At 71.4% G+C, this 15,689-nt stretch carries 15 protein-coding genes; 4 read left to right on the plus strand and 11 right to left on the minus strand.

Translation table 11 applies throughout. The annotated features are described in order from the left end of the window. Position 1 precedes the first annotated feature (1 nt). The 10 genes from metK to OG259_RS18900 all read right to left on the minus strand — a co-directional run bounded on the left by metK (position 2) and on the right by OG259_RS18900 (position 9,221). On the minus strand, positions 2 to 1,210 hold the full coding sequence (metK, locus tag OG259_RS18855) for a methionine adenosyltransferase (protein WP_328943333.1): 1,209 nt from the start codon (positions 1,208 to 1,210) through the stop codon (positions 2 to 4). Beyond that, positions 1,207 to 1,458 carry an acyl carrier protein gene (locus OG259_RS18860; protein WP_328943334.1) on the minus strand — a complete coding sequence of 84 codons (252 nt, stop codon included), beginning with the start codon at positions 1,456 to 1,458 and terminating at the stop codon, positions 1,207 to 1,209. The genes metK and OG259_RS18860 overlap by 4 nt, the downstream gene beginning before the upstream one ends. Before the next feature lie 19 nt (positions 1,459 to 1,477). Further along, the gene (gene acpS / locus OG259_RS18865; protein ID WP_266894838.1) at positions 1,478 to 1,915 is read right to left on the minus strand and encodes a holo-ACP synthase; all 438 of its coding nucleotides are present in this window, start codon (positions 1,913 to 1,915) and stop codon (positions 1,478 to 1,480) included. Position 1,916: 1 nt separating this feature from the next. Beyond that, a complete protein-coding gene (locus tag OG259_RS18870; protein WP_328943335.1) occupies positions 1,917 to 2,816 on the minus strand; it encodes a hypothetical protein in 900 nt (299 codons plus the stop codon). 42 nt (positions 2,817 to 2,858) lie between these two features. Beyond that, positions 2,859 to 3,752 carry a diiron oxygenase gene (locus OG259_RS18875; protein ID WP_266894836.1) on the minus strand — a complete coding sequence of 298 codons (894 nt, stop codon included), beginning with the start codon at positions 3,750 to 3,752 and terminating at the stop codon, positions 2,859 to 2,861. 26 nt (positions 3,753 to 3,778) lie between these two features. After that, positions 3,779 to 4,822, minus strand: a complete 1,044-nt coding sequence (locus OG259_RS18880) for a class I SAM-dependent methyltransferase (RefSeq protein ID WP_328943336.1) — start codon at positions 4,820 to 4,822, stop codon at positions 3,779 to 3,781. Continuing rightward, positions 4,819 to 5,667, minus strand: coding sequence for a class I SAM-dependent methyltransferase (locus OG259_RS18885; protein WP_328943337.1), 849 nt, complete (start codon positions 5,665 to 5,667; stop codon positions 4,819 to 4,821). The genes OG259_RS18880 and OG259_RS18885 overlap by 4 nt, the downstream gene beginning before the upstream one ends. A gap of 187 nt (positions 5,668 to 5,854) precedes the next feature. Further along, positions 5,855 to 6,394: a MaoC family dehydratase gene (locus OG259_RS18890; protein ID WP_328943338.1), complete on the minus strand. Its 540-nt coding sequence runs from the start codon at positions 6,392 to 6,394 to the stop codon at positions 5,855 to 5,857. A gap of 64 nt (positions 6,395 to 6,458) precedes the next feature. Further along, positions 6,459 to 7,688: a trans-sulfuration enzyme family protein gene (locus OG259_RS18895; protein ID WP_328943339.1), complete on the minus strand. Its 1,230-nt coding sequence runs from the start codon at positions 7,686 to 7,688 to the stop codon at positions 6,459 to 6,461. Positions 7,689 to 7,787: 99 nt separating this feature from the next. Then, entirely contained in the window at positions 7,788 to 9,221 is a 1,434-nt protein-coding gene (locus OG259_RS18900) for an MFS transporter (protein WP_328943340.1), read from the minus strand. Between the two features lie 177 nt (positions 9,222 to 9,398). On the opposite strand from OG259_RS18900, the gene OG259_RS18905 reads away from it, so the two are divergent. The 3 genes from OG259_RS18905 (at position 9,399) to cpt (ending at position 12,218) form a co-directional block, all read left to right on the plus strand. Further along, entirely contained in the window at positions 9,399 to 10,169 is a 771-nt protein-coding gene (locus OG259_RS18905; protein ID WP_328943341.1) for an HD domain-containing protein, read from the plus strand. Positions 10,170 to 10,392: 223 nt separating this feature from the next. Continuing rightward, the gene (locus tag OG259_RS18910) at positions 10,393 to 11,595 is read left to right on the plus strand and encodes a Cmx/CmrA family chloramphenicol efflux MFS transporter (RefSeq protein WP_328947121.1); all 1,203 of its coding nucleotides are present in this window, start codon (positions 10,393 to 10,395) and stop codon (positions 11,593 to 11,595) included. Positions 11,596 to 11,675: 80 nt separating this feature from the next. Beyond that, complete coding sequence (cpt, locus tag OG259_RS18915) at positions 11,676 to 12,218, plus strand: chloramphenicol phosphotransferase CPT (protein WP_328943342.1); 543 nt, start codon at positions 11,676 to 11,678, stop codon at positions 12,216 to 12,218. Here the strand turns inward: cpt and OG259_RS18920 are convergent. Continuing rightward, positions 12,215 to 12,694 carry an AfsR/SARP family transcriptional regulator gene (locus tag OG259_RS18920; protein WP_328943343.1) on the minus strand — a complete coding sequence of 160 codons (480 nt, stop codon included), beginning with the start codon at positions 12,692 to 12,694 and terminating at the stop codon, positions 12,215 to 12,217. The two genes, cpt and OG259_RS18920, sit on opposite strands and share 4 nt — an antisense overlap. A 541-nt stretch (positions 12,695 to 13,235) precedes the next feature. Between OG259_RS18920 and OG259_RS18925 the strand changes: the two genes are divergently transcribed. After that, a complete protein-coding gene (locus OG259_RS18925; protein WP_328943344.1) occupies positions 13,236 to 15,656 on the plus strand; it encodes a S8 family serine peptidase in 2,421 nt (806 codons plus the stop codon). The last annotated feature ends 33 nt before the right edge of the window (positions 15,657 to 15,689 follow it).

A 15,689-nucleotide genomic window follows, 5' to 3' on the forward strand; every position in this document is an offset into this window, starting at 1 on the left:
CCTACTCCCCCACTGCCTTCTTCAAGGCCTGCACACGGTCCCTGCGCTCCCACGTGAACTCGGGGAGCTCGCGGCCGAAGTGGCCGTACGCCGCCGTCTTCGCGTAGATCGGCCGCTTGAGGTCCAGGTCGCGGATGATCGCCGCCGGCCGCAGGTCGAAGACCGCGCTGACGGCCTCCTGGATCCGCTCGTCCGGCAGGGTGCCCGTGCCGAAGGTCTCGACGAAGAGACCGACCGGCTCGGCCTTGCCGATGGCGTACGCGACCTGCACCTCGCAGCGGCGGGCGAGACCGGCCGCGACGACGTTCTTCGCGACCCAGCGCATCGCGTACGCCGCCGACCGGTCCACCTTCGACGGGTCCTTGCCGGAGAAGGCGCCGCCGCCGTGCCGGGCCATCCCGCCGTAGGTGTCGATGATGATCTTCCGGCCGGTGAGTCCGGCGTCGCCCATCGGGCCGCCGACCTCGAAGCGCCCGGTCGGGTTCACCAGGAGCCGGTAGCCGTCGGACTCCAGGCTCACGCCCTCCTCGACCAGCTCCTTGAGGACGTGCTCGACGACGTACTCCCGGACGTCCGGGGTGAGCAGGCCCTCGACGGAGATGTCCGCCGCGTGCTGCGAGGAGACGACCACCGTGTCGAGGCGGACCGGGCGGTCCCCGTCGTACTCGATGGTGACCTGGGTCTTCCCGTCGGGCCGCAGGTAGGGCACGGTGCCGTTCTTGCGGACCTCGGTGAGGCGGCGGGAGAGCCGGTGGGCGAGCGCGATCGGCAGCGGCATCAGCTCGGCCGTGTCGTCGCAGGCGTATCCGAACATCAGGCCCTGGTCACCGGCGCCCTGCGCGTCGAGCTCGTCGCCCGCGCCCTCGACCCGGGACTCGTACGCCGTGTCCACGCCCTGCGCGATGTCCGGCGACTGGGCGCCGATGGACACCGAGACGCCGCAGGAGGCGCCGTCGAAGCCCTTCGCGGAGGAGTCGTAGCCGATGTCGAGGACGGCCTCGCGCACCAGCTTCGCTATCGGCGCGTACGCCGAGGTGGTGACCTCGCCGGCGATGTGCACGAGACCCGTGGTGATCAGGGTCTCCACCGCCACCCGCGAGGACGGGTCCTCGGCGAGCAGCGCGTCGAGGATGGTGTCGCTGATCCGGTCGGCGATCTTGTCCGGATGTCCCTCGGTCACCGACTCCGAGGTGAAGAGGCGGCGGCTCATGCCTGAGCCTCCACCGGGGTCTTGAAGAAGTGCTGCTCGATGGCACCGAGGGTGCGGATGGACTCGACCTCAAGGGTCTCCATCTGGATCGCGGTGCCGCTCTCCTGCTCCAGGAGGAAGACGAACTCGACGAAGGACAGCGAGTCGATGAGCCGGTTCTCGATCAGGTCGAGGTCGGCCGCGATGTCGTCGCGCTCCGGGTGACGCTCGAGGATCCAGTTCTTCACCGTCTGCAGGCCGTCGGCCATGGTTGCTCTCCTTTAGCTGCTAATGGATGGGTGTGGCGGGCGCGATGATCGGAGCGGCCACCGCCACCGCGTAGTCCACGTCGTGGCTGATGGACACGGTGATCTCGGTGATGCCGGACTCCGCGGCCATCTCGGCGGCCGAACGGTGCAGCTCCACGAGCGGCCAGCCGCCCTCGGAACGCCGCACGACGATGTCCGGCCAGGGCAGGAACCTGCCCCTGACCCGTAAGGTCTTGAAAGCCGCTTCCTTGGCCGCGATCCGCCCGCACAGGCTCAGCACGTCGAGCCCGGAGGAGGTACGGCAATCGGCGAGCTCGCCGGGGGTGAGCATCCGCTCGAAGAACCGCTCCCCGTACTGGGCGAGGAGCCTGCGGACACGGTTGACGGACACGATGTCCATGCCGAGGTTCGCCCACCCCAGGCCGCCCGCCGGCGGGGCGGCGGGACGGGCCGGCACGTCAGATCACCGGCCCGGCCGCGTTGCTCGCATCGGCCCGCATGCGGGCGTTCGCGTCGAGCACCGCCCCCGTGGCGGCCTCCCAGCCGCCGTGGCGCCGGGTCAGTGCGGACAGCCACCGCTCCAGGCCGAAGGCGACACAGCTGGTGAAGGCCGGACCGCCGGTCGAGGCGAGGGTGATGTCGCAGCGGTCGCCGAAGAAGTTCCGGTGCGTGTTGACCGAGGCGATCGCCAGGTCCTCGTACAGGAACTCGTACTTCACCGGGGTCAGCCGCTGCAGGACCGCCTTCGAGCCGCCCTTGTCGAAGAAGGGGTCGCAGGCCGCCTCCCTGCGCAGCGGCAGGTCGAGCGCCGCGGCGAAGGACTGGATGCGGGCGGTGAAGTCCGCGAGGTGCGTCTCGGCGTGCTCGCGCGCACCGATGGCGACGATCTCCCGCATGCGGAAGCCGAGTTGGCGCCGCATGCCCTCGTAGTGGGTCTCCTTGCGGAAGCACCAGGAGCAGATCGTGACGAGGGTGTCGTCGGCGACCGCGGTGCCCTGGTGGTCGAGGTAGACGGCGTAGCAGGACGCCGAGGGCAGTCCGAGGCCGGCCGGTTCGAGGGCGGCCGCGGGCCACTGCCCGCGCTCGCCGTCGAAGGGGGCGGTGAGGCGCCCCTCCAGGTCGAGCGGGGCCGCGAGGACGGCCTGGTGCGGGAAGTTGTCGTAGTAGTCCAGCTTCGCCAGATCGGCGGCCGGCAGGAGCGGGGGCATGGTCATCGGGCGGGCGCCCGCGGTCACCCCCCAGCTCTCGAAGGTGTCGTCGAGGAGCCGCAGCAGGCGGGTCCCCTCGGGACCGAGCGAGGGAAGGCCCCTCGTCGATCCCTTGATGTCCCCGCCGGTCGCGGGGGTCGTCACGGTCATGATCTCTTCACCTCTCGGGTGGGAGGTCCAGGCCCTGGCCGCTCAGACGACGGGCAGGGTGTCGTCGGAGAAGATCCCGGTCTTCAGGAAGAAGGCGAGGGGCTTGCGGATCGCCTTGCGCTCGTGGGGGCGGCGGCTCTCGTCGGCGACCAGCGCGTTGCGCAGGGCCAGCGGGTCGGGGATGCCGGCGTCGCGGTACACGTGGGGGTTGTAGAGGGAGTTGACGCTGTAGACGACGTACCGCTTGAGGTACGCCTCCACCTCGCGGACCCGCTCGGCGCTGACGGCCTGGCACATCCGGCCGTAGAGCAGGGAGACCAGCTCGCGCCCGAAGGCGATGTGCCGGGACTCGTCCTGGTGGTGGATGCGGTTGACCTCGCGGATGGTGTGGCAGAGCGAAGTGTCCTTCGCCATCCGGGAGTTGTAGTGGTCGACGAGCTCCTCGAAGAAGAGGATGCGGGTGAAGACGAGGAAGTTCTCGACCTCGGGCTCCCAGGCGGCGTCGGCGCGCATGGCGGTGGAGCCGTAGATCTTGTGGCCGTAGCGGCGGCAGAACTCGGAGAAGAACCACATGTGTTCGTTCTCCTCACCGATGAAGTGGTGGAAGAAGTCCGAGGGCACCTCGAAGCCGGGCATGTGGATGCGGCCGACGACCTCGATGAGCAGCTCGCGGATGCCGTGGACGTTCAGGCTGTAGAAGTTGATGGACTCCCACTTCGACAGGCGCTGAAGCGTTTCCTCACCGAGGGCGTCGTAGTGCTCGGTGCCGTAGACGGTGAGCAGCTCCGGGGTCATCCAGAAGCGGTTCTCCTCCAGCGTCTCGGGCCACTGGAAGGTCTGGTACGGGTTGTAGTAGTCCTCGACGGAGCGCTCGCTGAGCCGCTCCAGGACCTCCATGAACCGGTCGGTGACGGGCAGGGGGGCGGTGGCGCCCATGATCGTGCTCCTCTGACGATGGGGGGTTACGGCCGGACTTCGTAGACCGCGTTCACCGGGGTCTCGGTGGCGCGGCGCCAGCGGGTGAAGCCGGCCTCCTCCGCGATGCCCCGGAAGGCCTTCTCGCCGGAGTGGTTGCCGAGCGCGTGCGGGCCGCGCTGGGCGACGGCGACGGGCAGGCACATGACGGCGGACAGGGCCATGAACATGCGGGCGGCGGGCGTCTGGACGTCGATGTCCTGCGGGGACACGTTCGACTCGACGAGCATCCAGGTGCCGTCCGCGTCCAGGGACTTGTGGACGTGCTGGGCGGCGGCGACCGGGTCGCCCATGTCGTGCAGGGCGTTGAAGAAGCACACCAGGTCGTAGCCGGAGCCCGGGTAGTCGTCGGCGGACGCGACCTCGAAGACGACCCGGTCGGAGAGGCCGGCCTCCTCGGCGAGCTCCCGCGCGATGGAGATGGCCTCCTCCGAGTAGTCGAAGCCGTGGACGGTGGCGTTCGGGAAGGCCTTCGCGATGAGCAGCGTGGTGTGGCCGACCCCGCAGCCCACGTCGGCGACGGTGCCGCCGGCGGCGAGCTTGTCGGTGACCTGGTGGAGGGCGGGCAGCCAGTCGGCGACGAGCTTGTGCTCGTACGTCGGCTGGAAGAAGGAGCCCATGCCGGTGTCGAGGGCCGCGTCGTGCTCGGCCCAGCCGACGCCGTCACCGGTGCGGTACGCCTCCACCAGCAGGTCCTCGGTGGCGTACAGCGCCTTCAGGGCGGTGAAGAACCCGGCGGCGTACGTGACGGCCTTCGGGTCCGCGAGGACCTCGACGTGATCGGCGGGCAGCGTGTACGTGAGGGAGCTGGGGTGCCGCTCCACGTACCCGGCGGAGAGCTGGGCGTGCAGCCACTCCTCGATGTACCGCTCGTTCGTGCCGGTCGCCTCCGCGAGCGCGGCGGCGGTGAGCGGGCCCTGCTCGGCGAGGGCCCGGTAGAGGCCGAGGCGCTGGCCGAGGGAGACGGTCAGACCGCGGACGGCCGCACCGGCGTCGGTGATGACCCGCTGGTGGAAGTCGTGGGCGCTCATGCCGCCGCCTCCTCGAAGCCGCGCGTGCCCGGCAGGTCGCAGGTGAACAGGAAGGACCGCGGTACGCGCGGGACCGAACGCGCCGGGACCGGGTAGGGCCAGCGCCCGAAGTCGGCGCCCTCCTCACCGGGCTGCCTGACCTCCCGTACGGCCCAGCCGCAGTCGTCGAGCAGCGCCTCGGGCTCCTCGGTGCCGAAGAGCCACGGGTTGCCGTCCTCGTCCAGGGCCTTCATGAAGCCGCGGGCGAGCGGGTTCTCCAGGGCGGCCTGGGAGATGACGTCGCCGAGCAGCACGGAGCCGGGCGCGGCGTGCGCGGAGAGCGTCGAGATGAGGGTCCGTACGGCCTGCTCGGGGAGGAAGAACAGCAGCCCCTCGACCACCCACAGGACGGGCTCCTCGCTCTTCCAGCCCGCCTCCTTGAGGGGGCCGGTCCAGTCCTGGGTCAGGTCGACCGGGACGGTGATCCGGGTGCGGCCGGCCGGCTGCGGCTCGTCCTTGAGCATCTCGGCCTTGGCCTCCAGGAGGGCCGGGCGGTCGAGCTCGTAGACGGTGACCCCGTCGGGCCAGGGCAGCCGGAAGAAACGGGTGTCCATGCCGGCGGCGAGGAAGACGACCTGGCGGATGCCCCGCTCCTCCACCGCCTGGACGACGGCGCGGTCGAGGTAGGTGGTGCGGATGGCGAGGAACGGCACGGTGCCGCCCCCGGCGTAGCGCTCGAGCAGTTCGAAGCCGATCCGGTCGGCGACGGTGCGCGCGTAGGGATCGGCGAACAGCCGGTCCTCGCGCTCGGTCTCCAGGGCGCGCGCGGCGGCGGTCCACTGGGCGGTGCGGGATACGGCCTCCACAGGAGGTCCCCCTTCACTTCGGTGGATGTACGGGGCTTCGGACGGGTCCGGAGACGGATGGGTCCGGAGGGACGGATGGGTCCGGGTGTGCGGACAGGTCCATCCATGCGTGGACGGGTCCATCCGTGCGTGGACGGGTCCGGATGTACGGACGGCCGTGTTCAAGGGCCTGGCGAAGGACGGTTCGTCAGGCGCTCATGACCGGGACACAGGTCTTGGCCGGTCGCGCACAGGCGACGGGATCCTCGGCCGCGGGCATCGACGACAGATGGTCGGCCTCGGAGTCGGCGGGGCGCCGGCGGAAGATGCTGTGCAGGATCATGCTGAACACGGCCGTCCCGTCGGAGGCCACCAGGGTGCACCGCGGTTTGACGGTGCCGGTGGCGGGATTGAACGGCGACGGGGTGGAGCCGAGGATCTCGACGCGCGCGGTGAGGACGTCGCCCGGGCGGACGGGCCGCAGGTAGCGGACCTCGTCGATGCCGGGCGAGCCCATACAGGCGCTGTAGGCGAGCAGTCCGTCGACATAGCGGCGCATGAACATCGCCTGGGTGTGGAACCCGCTCGCGATCAGGCCGCGGAACTGCGACTGCTCCGCGCGCGCGGGATCCGTGTGGAAGGGCTGCGGGTCGAAGCGCCTGCCGAACTCCAGCACCTCCTCCGCCGTGACGGTGACGGCGCCCAGCTCGTGGACGTCGCCGGGCCGGAAGTCCTCGAAGTAGCGCATCGCGCGCCCCCCTTGACCTAGGAGTGGTCTTTCCCTGGCACACCCCAATCTACGAATCAGTCATTTATTTTGTCAACCCAAAAGAAGGCCGGGAACGATGCTGACCGCGGGCCTGTTCGGCAGCCTGACCGAGAGCCTGTTCGACGTCGGCCCACAGGTCCTCGACGTCCTCGATGCCGACCGACATCCGTACGAGCCCCGGGGCTATCCCGGCCGCCCCCAGAGCGGCCTCGTCCAGCTCCCGGTGGGACGTGGACGCCGGGTGCGTCACGAGGGTCTCCACCCCGCCGAGGGAGAGCGCGAGCGTGGCCACCCGTACGCACTCGATGAAGGCCCGGCCGGCCTCCCGGCCCCCCGCGAGCTCGAACGACAGCAGCCCCCCGCCGCCGTCGAGCGCCTTGCGGGCGTGCTCGTACGAGGGGTGGCCCGGGAGCCACGGGTAGTGGACGGCCGTGACGCCCGGGTGGGCGGCGAGCCGCTCGGCGAGGGCGGCGGCGTTGGCGCAGTGCTCGCGCATCCGCAGCGGCAGGGTGGGGATGCCACGCAGGGTCAGCCAGGCGGCGAACGGGTCGGCACAGGCGCCGAGTTCGACCGTCCGGGGCCAGATCCTGCGGCGCAGCCCGTCGTCGGCGAACACGGCGGCGCCGCCGAGGACGTCCGAGTGCCCGGAGAGGTACTTGGTGGTCGAGTGGACGACGATGTCGGCACCGTGCTCCAGGGGGCGGCACAGTACGGGCGAGGCGAGCGAGTTGTCGACGAGGCTCGTCACCCCGAGCGCGCGGGCGGCGGCGAGCAGGCCCGGGAGGTCGGGGACCTGGCCGGTGGGGTTGGCGATGGTCTCCATGACGAGCAGCCGGGTGGCCGGGTGCACGGCGGCGGCCTCGAACTCGGCCGGATCGTCGCCGGATATCCGTACGACCTCGATCCCGTACCGCTCGGCCAGGTCGGCCAGGACGGCATGGGTGCCGCCGTACAGACAGCGCTGGGCCACCACGCGGTCGCCCGGCCGCAGGAGGGCGAGCAGGATCCCGCTGACGGCGCCCATGCCGGAGGCGAAGGCGAGGGCCCCGGCGCCGCCCTCGAGCCCGGCGAGGGTCTGCTCCAGGGCCCGTACGGTCGGGTTGCCGCGGCGGCTGTAGACGTACTGCCCGTCGGGTCCCGCCATGGCGTCGGCGAGTTCGGCGGCGGACTCGAAGGCGAAGGCGGAGGACTGCACGAGGGGCACGGAGAGCGGCCGACTGCCGCTCGGGAGAGGCTCGTTGACGACGTGCACGGCACGGGTGTTCAGTTCCATCGCTTACCCCTTTTGCATGGGTGTGGGTACGGAGAAAGGGGCCGCCCGAAGTCCGGAGACGGACATCGAACGGCCCCTTCGGGGGTGGGTCGGGACAGTTCAGACGGAGACCTTCTCGCCCTCGGAGGCGGGAGCGGGGGCTCCGGCGGCCGCCTTGTCGCCCTTCATGACGAGGAGGGTGATCACGCCGCCGACGGCGGCGATGATCGCGGCGCCGATGAAGGCGGACGAGAACCCGTCCGTCAGCTTCGGCAGGTTGCCGAGCTGGTCGGCGCCCTGGGACATGGCAACGGCGGTCAGCGCGGCCAGGCCGAGCGCGGACCCCACGTTGTAGGTGGTGTTGACGATGCCGGAGGCGAGACCGGCCTGCTCCTGCGGGGCGCCCGACATGGCGGCGATCATCGCCGGGATGTAGGCGAGGGACATGCCGAGCGCGGCGACGAGCGAGGCGGGCAGGACGTCGACGACGAAGGTGCCGGTGGGCGGGACGGCGGCGAGCCAGACCAGGCCGGCGGCGAGGACGAGGAGGCCGATGCCGATGAGCGGCTTGGCGCCGAACTTCTGCATGAGCCGGGCGGTGATCGCCGTCATGAAGATCATGAGGAGCACGGTCATCGGGAGCAGCGCGGCACCGGACTCGAAGGCTCCGAAGCCGAGGACCTGCTGGAGGTACAGGTTGAGGAAGTACCACATCGGGATCCAGGCGGCACCGAGCAGCGTCATCGCCAGGTTGGCGGAGCCGAGGCGCGGGACCCGCCAGACGCTGAGCGGCATGAGCGGCTCGCTGATGCTCTTCTGGATCACGAAGAAGAGGACGAGGAGGGCGGCGGCGCCGACCAGCTGGAGGATCGTGCCGGTGGAGCCCCAGCCGACCTCGGGGGCGCGGACCACGGCGAAGACGGCGAGCGCGAGACCGGCGGTGACGGCGACGGCGCCGAGGATGTCGACGGAGCCGCGGCGGGACTCGACGTTCGGGAGGAGCTTGGTGGCGGCGAGGGTCGCGAGGCCGATCGGGATGTAGATGATGAAGACCCACTGCCAGCTCATCCACTCGGTGAAGACACCGCCGAGGAAGACGCCCGCGGTGCCACCGGCCGGGGCGGCGGCGCCGTAGAGCGCCATCGCCTTGCCGAGCTCCTTCGGGTCGTGCATGAAGAGCATCATCAGCAGGGTCATGGCGGACGGCGCGATGAGGGCACCTCCGACACCCTGGACGGCGCGGCCCGCGATCTCGACCCAGGCGGTCTGCGCGGCGGCGGCCAGGACCGAGCCGACGATCATGACCGCCCAGCCGGCGACGAAGATCTTGCGGGCTCCGACGAGGTCGGAGAGGCGTCCGCCGAGGAGCAGGAGGCCGCCGAAGACGATCACGTAGGCGTTGAAGATCCACTGGAGCTCGCTCTGCGAGAAGCCCAGGTCCTTCTGCATCTCGGGGAGCGCGACCCCGATGATCGACGTGTCCATGATGACCATGAACTGGGCGGCGGCGAGCACGACAAGTGCCCACCAGCGCCGGGGATTGACGGTTGACATTGCCCTGACCCTTCGCTCGCGACGACCCCCGACCGGGAGCCGGGGCATACCCCTAGGGGGTACCTGTGCGGAGCACCGTAGCATACCCATAGGGGGTATGTAAGAGTGAGGTGAGGGCGGCGCCGAGGGTGCGTGGGAAGCACTGCTTCCGCACCCCCGGCCGGGCAGAATGCCCCCATGACCGCCGAGGAAGAGCACGCGAAGACCGCCGGACAGGGGCACGACGGCACCGTCGAGCACGGGCACGACGGCACCACCGAGCAGAGACACGGCCACACCGCCGCCCCGGACCCCGAGCTCCTCCGGCGCTGGAACGCCACCCTGCACGCCGCCCGCGCCGGCCGCGAGGGCGCCGACCCCACCCCGTACGGCCGCAACCTGCTGGCCCGCTGGGCCGAGCCGCAGCGCCGCTACCACACGGTCGACCACCTCCGGGCGGTCCTCGCCCGCATCGACGAACTCGCCGACCAGGGCGGCGAGGGCGGAGAGCTGGAGCTCGTACGGCTCGCCGCCTGGTTCCACGACGCGGTCTACCGGCCCGACCGCTCCGAGAACGAGGAACGCTCGGCGGTCCTCGCCGAGAGGGCACTCACCGAGGCCGGACTCACCCCGCACGAGGTGGCGGAGGTCGCCCGCCTGGTCCGCCTGACCATCACCCACGACCCGTCCCCGGGCGACCTGAACGGCGAGACCCTCTGCGACGCGGACCTCGCGATCCTCGCGAGCGACCCCGACACCTACCGGGGGTATGCGGCGGCCGTCCGCGAGGAGTACGGCTTCGTCCCCGCCGACGCCTTCCGCGAAGGCCGCGCCGCCGTACTCCGCCAGCTCCTCGGACTGCCCCGCCTCTTCCGCACGCCTTACGGAGCGGCGGTCTGGGAGGAGAGGGCGCGGGAGAACCTGGAACGCGAACTCGCGGAACTGACGAACACGTCCGGAACCGGATGAGCGCACACACGAGCTGACGCCCGCACGCGACGGAGAGTGACACCTCCCGCCCGACAAGGCCCGGACCAGCACTGTCCCGCATGCCGAGATCCCCCGCGATCCGGGAATGACAGGAACAAAGGCCAGGTTGACGCATGTCATGCCGCCTTCCTCCGCCGAGCCCACGACACCCGCCGCCGAGCCCTCCGCAGAGGCCTCGGGATCACCCGCCCCCGGCACCCGCATGCCGCTGGCCGTCTACATCCTCGGCCTGTCCGTCTTCGCGCTCGGCACGAGCGAATTCATGCTCTCCGGGCTCCTCCCGCCCATCGCGGAGGACATGAACGTCTCCATCCCCCGCGCGGGCCTGCTCATCTCGGCCTTCGCGATCGGCATGGTCGTCGGCGCACCACTCCTCGCGGTGGCCACCCTCCGGCTCCCCCGCAAGACCACCCTCATCGCCCTGATCACCGTCTTCGGCCTCGGTCAGATAGCCGGCGCACTCGCCCCCGACTACGCCGTCCTCTTCGCCTCCCGCATCGTCAGCGCCCTCGCCTGCGCCGGCTTCTGGGCGGTCGGCGCGGCCGTCGCCATCGCCATGGTCCCCGTCGGCTCCCGCGCCCGGGCCATGGCGGTCATGATCGGCGGACTGTCCATCGCCAACGTCCTCGGCGTCCCGGCCGGCGCGTTCCTCGGCGAGCACCTGGGCTGGCGCTCCGCGTTCTGGGCCGTCGGCCTCGCCTCCGCGATCGCACTCGTCGGCGTGGTCACCCGCATCCCCCGCATCCCGCTCCCCGAGACCAAGCCCCGCCTCAAGCGCGAGCTTTCCATCTACCGCGACCGCCAGGTCCTCCTCGCCGTCATCGTCACCGCCCTCGCGGCGGGCGGCGTCTTCTGCGCCTTCTCCTACCTCGCCCCCCTGCTCACCCGTGTGTCCGGCCTCGACGAGAGCTGGGTCTCCGGCGTCCTCGGGCTCTTCGGCATCGGCGCCGTCATCGGTACGGCGATCGGCGGCCGGGTCGCCGACGCCCACCTCTTCGGCGTCCTGCTCACCGGCATCGCCGCCTCCACCGTCTTCCTGGTCGCCCTGGCCCTCTTCGCCTCCAGCCCGGTCGCCACCATCGCGCTGACCTTCCTCCTGGGCGTCTCCGCCTTCTACACGGCCCCGGCGCTCAACGCCCGCCTGTTCAACGTCACCGGAGCCGCCCCCACTCTGGCGGGCGCCACCACCACCGCCGCGTTCAACCTCGGCAACACGGGCGGCCCCTGGCTCGGCGGCACGGTCATCGACGCCGGCCTCGGCTTCGCCTCGACCGCCTGGGCGGGCGCGGCGATGACCGCACTGGGCCTCGCGACGGCGGCGGTGGCCCTGAGGCTCCACAAGTCCCCGTCCCGCGTGGTGACGTCCGGCGTCCCGCAGGCCGAGAAGGCCGTGTCGTCCCGCTGACGCCCCCACAGGAGACCGTGCTCCTCCGCGCCGGCCGAAATCCGCTTCGTACGGCGCCGTCACCGCCGTACTGTGGCGCGGTGACGACACAGATGATCATCCTCAACGGCGGCTCCAGCGCGGGGAAGTCCGGGATCGTACGGTGCCTCCAGGCCGTACTGCCCGACCCGTGGCTGGCGTTCGGAGTCGACTCGCTCATCGACGCGATGCCGCTGAAGATGCAGAGCTCCGACGACGGCATCGAGTTCGACGCCGACGGCGGGGTGAACGTCGGGGCCGACTTCCGGGCCCTGGAAGGCGCCTGGGCCCAGGGCGTCGTCACCATGGCCCGCGCCGGCGCCCGCGTCGTCATCGACGACGTCTTCCTGAGCGGAGCCGCCGCCCAGGAACGCTGGCGGAACCTCACCGGCGACCTCGACGTGCTCTGGGTCGGCGTCCGCTGCGACGGCGCCGTCGCCGAGGGCCGCGAGGTCGCACGCGGCGACCGGGTCGCCGGAATGGCCGCGAAGCAGGCGGACAGCGTGCACCGGGGCGTCGTCTACGACGTGGAGGTCGACACCACCCACACCGAGTCACTGGAATGCGCGCGGACGATCGCCGCCCACGTCGCGAACTCCGCCTAGGCCGACGTCAGATCCTGCACGAGGCGCGTCATCAACGGCGACGGCTCGACCTCCAACTCCCGCCGCAGCAGCCGCTGATACTCCTTGTAGCGCTTCACCGCGCACGCCGTGTTGCCCTCGGCGATGTGGATCTCTATGAGGATGCGGTGCGCCGTCTCACGGATCGGGTCGATCTCCGTGGCGGTCAGCGCCGTCTGGACCGCCGCCAGATACTCGCCGTCCCGCCGCAGCCGCTGCGCCAGGCTCTCCAGAGCGTGCAACCGCACCTGGTCCCAGCGCTCCCGCTCCAGGACCAGCCACTCGTCCGACCAGGAGGGCAGCAGCTCCTCACCGAGCTTCGCCACCAGCGACTCCGGGTCGGCGGGCGGCGGGGCGTCCGCCACGGCGCCCTGCGCCAGGCCCCGCACGGTGTGCAGGTCGACCTGGACCACCGGGGCCAGCCGCAGCCGGTGGTCCACACACTCCACCGCGATCACGGGACCCGCCCGCCGGCCGTGGCACAGCGCGGTCCTGAGGTTCGCTGAAGCTCTGCTGGGAGTGCAGTCGGGCCAGAGTCGCTCGGCTGCCGCACCCCGGTGCACACCGCCGGCCGAGTGCACGGCGAGAAGCGCCAACAGGCGCTGCGCCCCTGAAGGGAGAGGGATACGGCATCCGGCGTATGAGAGCTCGAAAGCACCGAGCAGTTCGAGGTATACGCCGTTCGATGACACATCCCTCACTGTGCAACCGGCCGGTGGATCACGCATCCGCGCATCCGCCCGCACCGGCCCGCCGCGCAGGCGTCCACCGCACCGCCCCGACCGTCCCCGCGGCAGATCGGAACGTCGCGGGGCCCGCCGCGCCCCTGGCCTGACCGGCGGCCAAACGGCCCGGAGGACACCCCGGCAACGGACCGGAAACGCTCCGGCGACGCCGCTTGCACATTCCGGGTGACGAAGCACCGACAACGGCACCCGAAGGTCGGACCGACAAGCCTTTCCGCACGCGGTGCCCACGGGCACGGAAAGCAGGTCCGAGATGAAGCCTCGGGCAGTCCTGGGAGAACTCCGCTCTCGGCCGGACGAGCCGTTCGGCGACCCGCGGGTGTGCGTGGCCGTGCTCGACGGCCCCGTCGACCTCTCCCACCCCTGCTTCGCCGGCGCGGATCTTACGCGCCTGGACACACTGGTGCAGGAGCCCGCGAGCTCCGGCCCCATGTCCCTGCACGGCACCCACGTCGCCAGCCTGCTGTTCGGCATGCCCGGCAGCCCCGTCACCGGACTCGCGCCGCGCTCCCGCGGCCTGATCCTTCCCGTCTTCCGCGACGGCGGCGACGGCCGGGTGCCCCAGGTGGACCTGGCCCGCGCCATCGAGCGCGCCGTCGAGGAAGGCGCGCACGTCATCAACATCAGCGGCGGCGAACGGACCGACGCCAACCAGGCCGACGCCCTCCTCGCACGGGCCCTGAAGCTCTGCGACGACCGGGGAGTCCTGGTCGTCTCCGCCGTGGGCAACGACGGCGCCGACGCCCTCCAGGTCCCGGCCGCCGTCCCCTCCGTCCTGGCCGTCGGCGCCGCCGCGGCCGACGGCTCCCCGCTCGACATCAGCAACTGGGGTGCCGACTACCGCGCCCACGGCGTCCTCGCCCCCGGGCAGGACATCGAAGGCGCCGCACCCGGCGGCGGGCTCGCCACCCTCACCGGCAGCAGCTTCGCCACCCCGCTCGTGGCCGGCACCGCGGCGCTCCTCGTCGCGGCCCAGCTGGCCGACGGCGGAGCGGCCGACCCGAAGGCCGCGGGGCAGGTACTGCTCGCGACCGCCACAGCCCCCGACTGTGCCGACCCGGACGCCCCGTCCTGCCGCCGCCGCCTCGGCGGCAGCCTGGACGCCGTCCAGGCCCTCGCCCTCACCACCAGGAAAGAGGAGACAGCCGTGACCACTCCCGCAGCCGCCCCCACGCCGTCCGACGCCCCGGCGCCGCAGGTCACCCCGGCCGCGTACGAGACTCCCGCGCCGTACGGGACACCGGCGGCCCCCGCACCCACGCAGCCCACGGCCCCCGCACCAGCGGCCCCGCCCGTACCGGCGGGCATCTCCGCCGACGGCGGCGCGCTGCCCCCGTTGCCGCCCGCCCCGCCGACACCGCCCCCGGTCGCCGCCCCGGTCCAGGCACCGCCGCCGGCCCAGGCACCGGCTCCGGCCGCCCAAGCTCCGGTCCAGGCTGCTCCGGTCCAAGCCGCCCCGGTCCAGGCCGCCCCGGTCTCCTCACCGCCTGCAACTGCGCCCCCTGTTCACGCCCCCTACGCCTCGACAAGCGCCGGTGTGCGCCCCTCGTGCGGCTGCGGCGGCGACCCGGCCGCCTGCAGCTGCGGCGGCACCGGAAGCGGCTCCCCCCATCAGTTGATCTACGCCATCGGCACGATCGGCTTCGACTACCCGACCGAGGCACGCCGGGACAGCTTCCGGCAGTCGATGCCGTACGTAGAGGTGCAGGTCGACGGCAAGGCGGTCGAACAGTCGCCGGACCCCTACAGTCCCCGCCAGCTCCGCGACTACCTCGCGACCTCCCCCTGGGTCTCCGACAAGGTCACCTGGACCCTCACCATGGACGGCGCCACCGTGTACGCCTTGGAGGCCGAACCGTCCGTGGGCATGGACTGGAGCGAGCCGCTGGTTCCTCCGGTCGAGGCGAAGCGCGCCCGCAAGGCACCGGACCGGATCGCCACCGAGCAGGGCAAGACCGACGCCGACCTGTTCCGCCTCTTCGCCAATCCGCCGGTCTCGACGGTCTACCGGGTGTTCCGTGATGCCATCGCGGGCCAGGCCCTCAACCCGGACGACCCGGTCGAACGCGACGGATACATCTCCCGCGTCTCCGTACCCGGCGTCCTCACCAACCGCACCACTCGCCTCTACTCCGGTCAGATCGTGCCGGTCGTCGAGGTGAAGAGCCGCGGTCTGTACACGTGGAACGAGGCAGCCCTCGTCGACCTCGTCTTCGACCAGGTCAAGAAGGACGCCGACGTCCCTCCGCCGACGTCCGCCGACAAGAAGCAGGGCAAGGTCCAGGTCCGCGACGAGGACGACCTGAAGCTGACGATCCGCTCCCTCCTCGACAAGATCTACTACCAGTTCCGCAACCTCGGCCAGACCTCCGCCGACCGCGCGCTCAACTACATGGGCACCAACGCCTTCCTGTTCGGCGACAAGATCGCGGAAGGCCTGCTGTCCGCGAGCAAGGTGCCGGGATCCTCCAAGAACCTGTACGCGCTCGACACGATCACCGTCACCAAGAGCCCGTACTGCAGGGTCGGTTCGGACTGCCAGGACGTGACCGTGACCTTCTACGACCCCGAGGACGAACGCAGGTCCCGGCTCTCGTACCTGTTCACCATCGACGTGAGCGACGAACTGCCGGTCACCCTCGCCCCGGTCCACACGTTCCTCGGCTCGTTCTGAGACTCCCGCCGACCACCGAAAGGAGACACCGCC

It is taken from the genome of Streptomyces sp. NBC_00250, assembly GCF_036192275.1.
GTDB lineage: Bacteria > Actinomycetota > Actinomycetes > Streptomycetales > Streptomycetaceae > Streptomyces.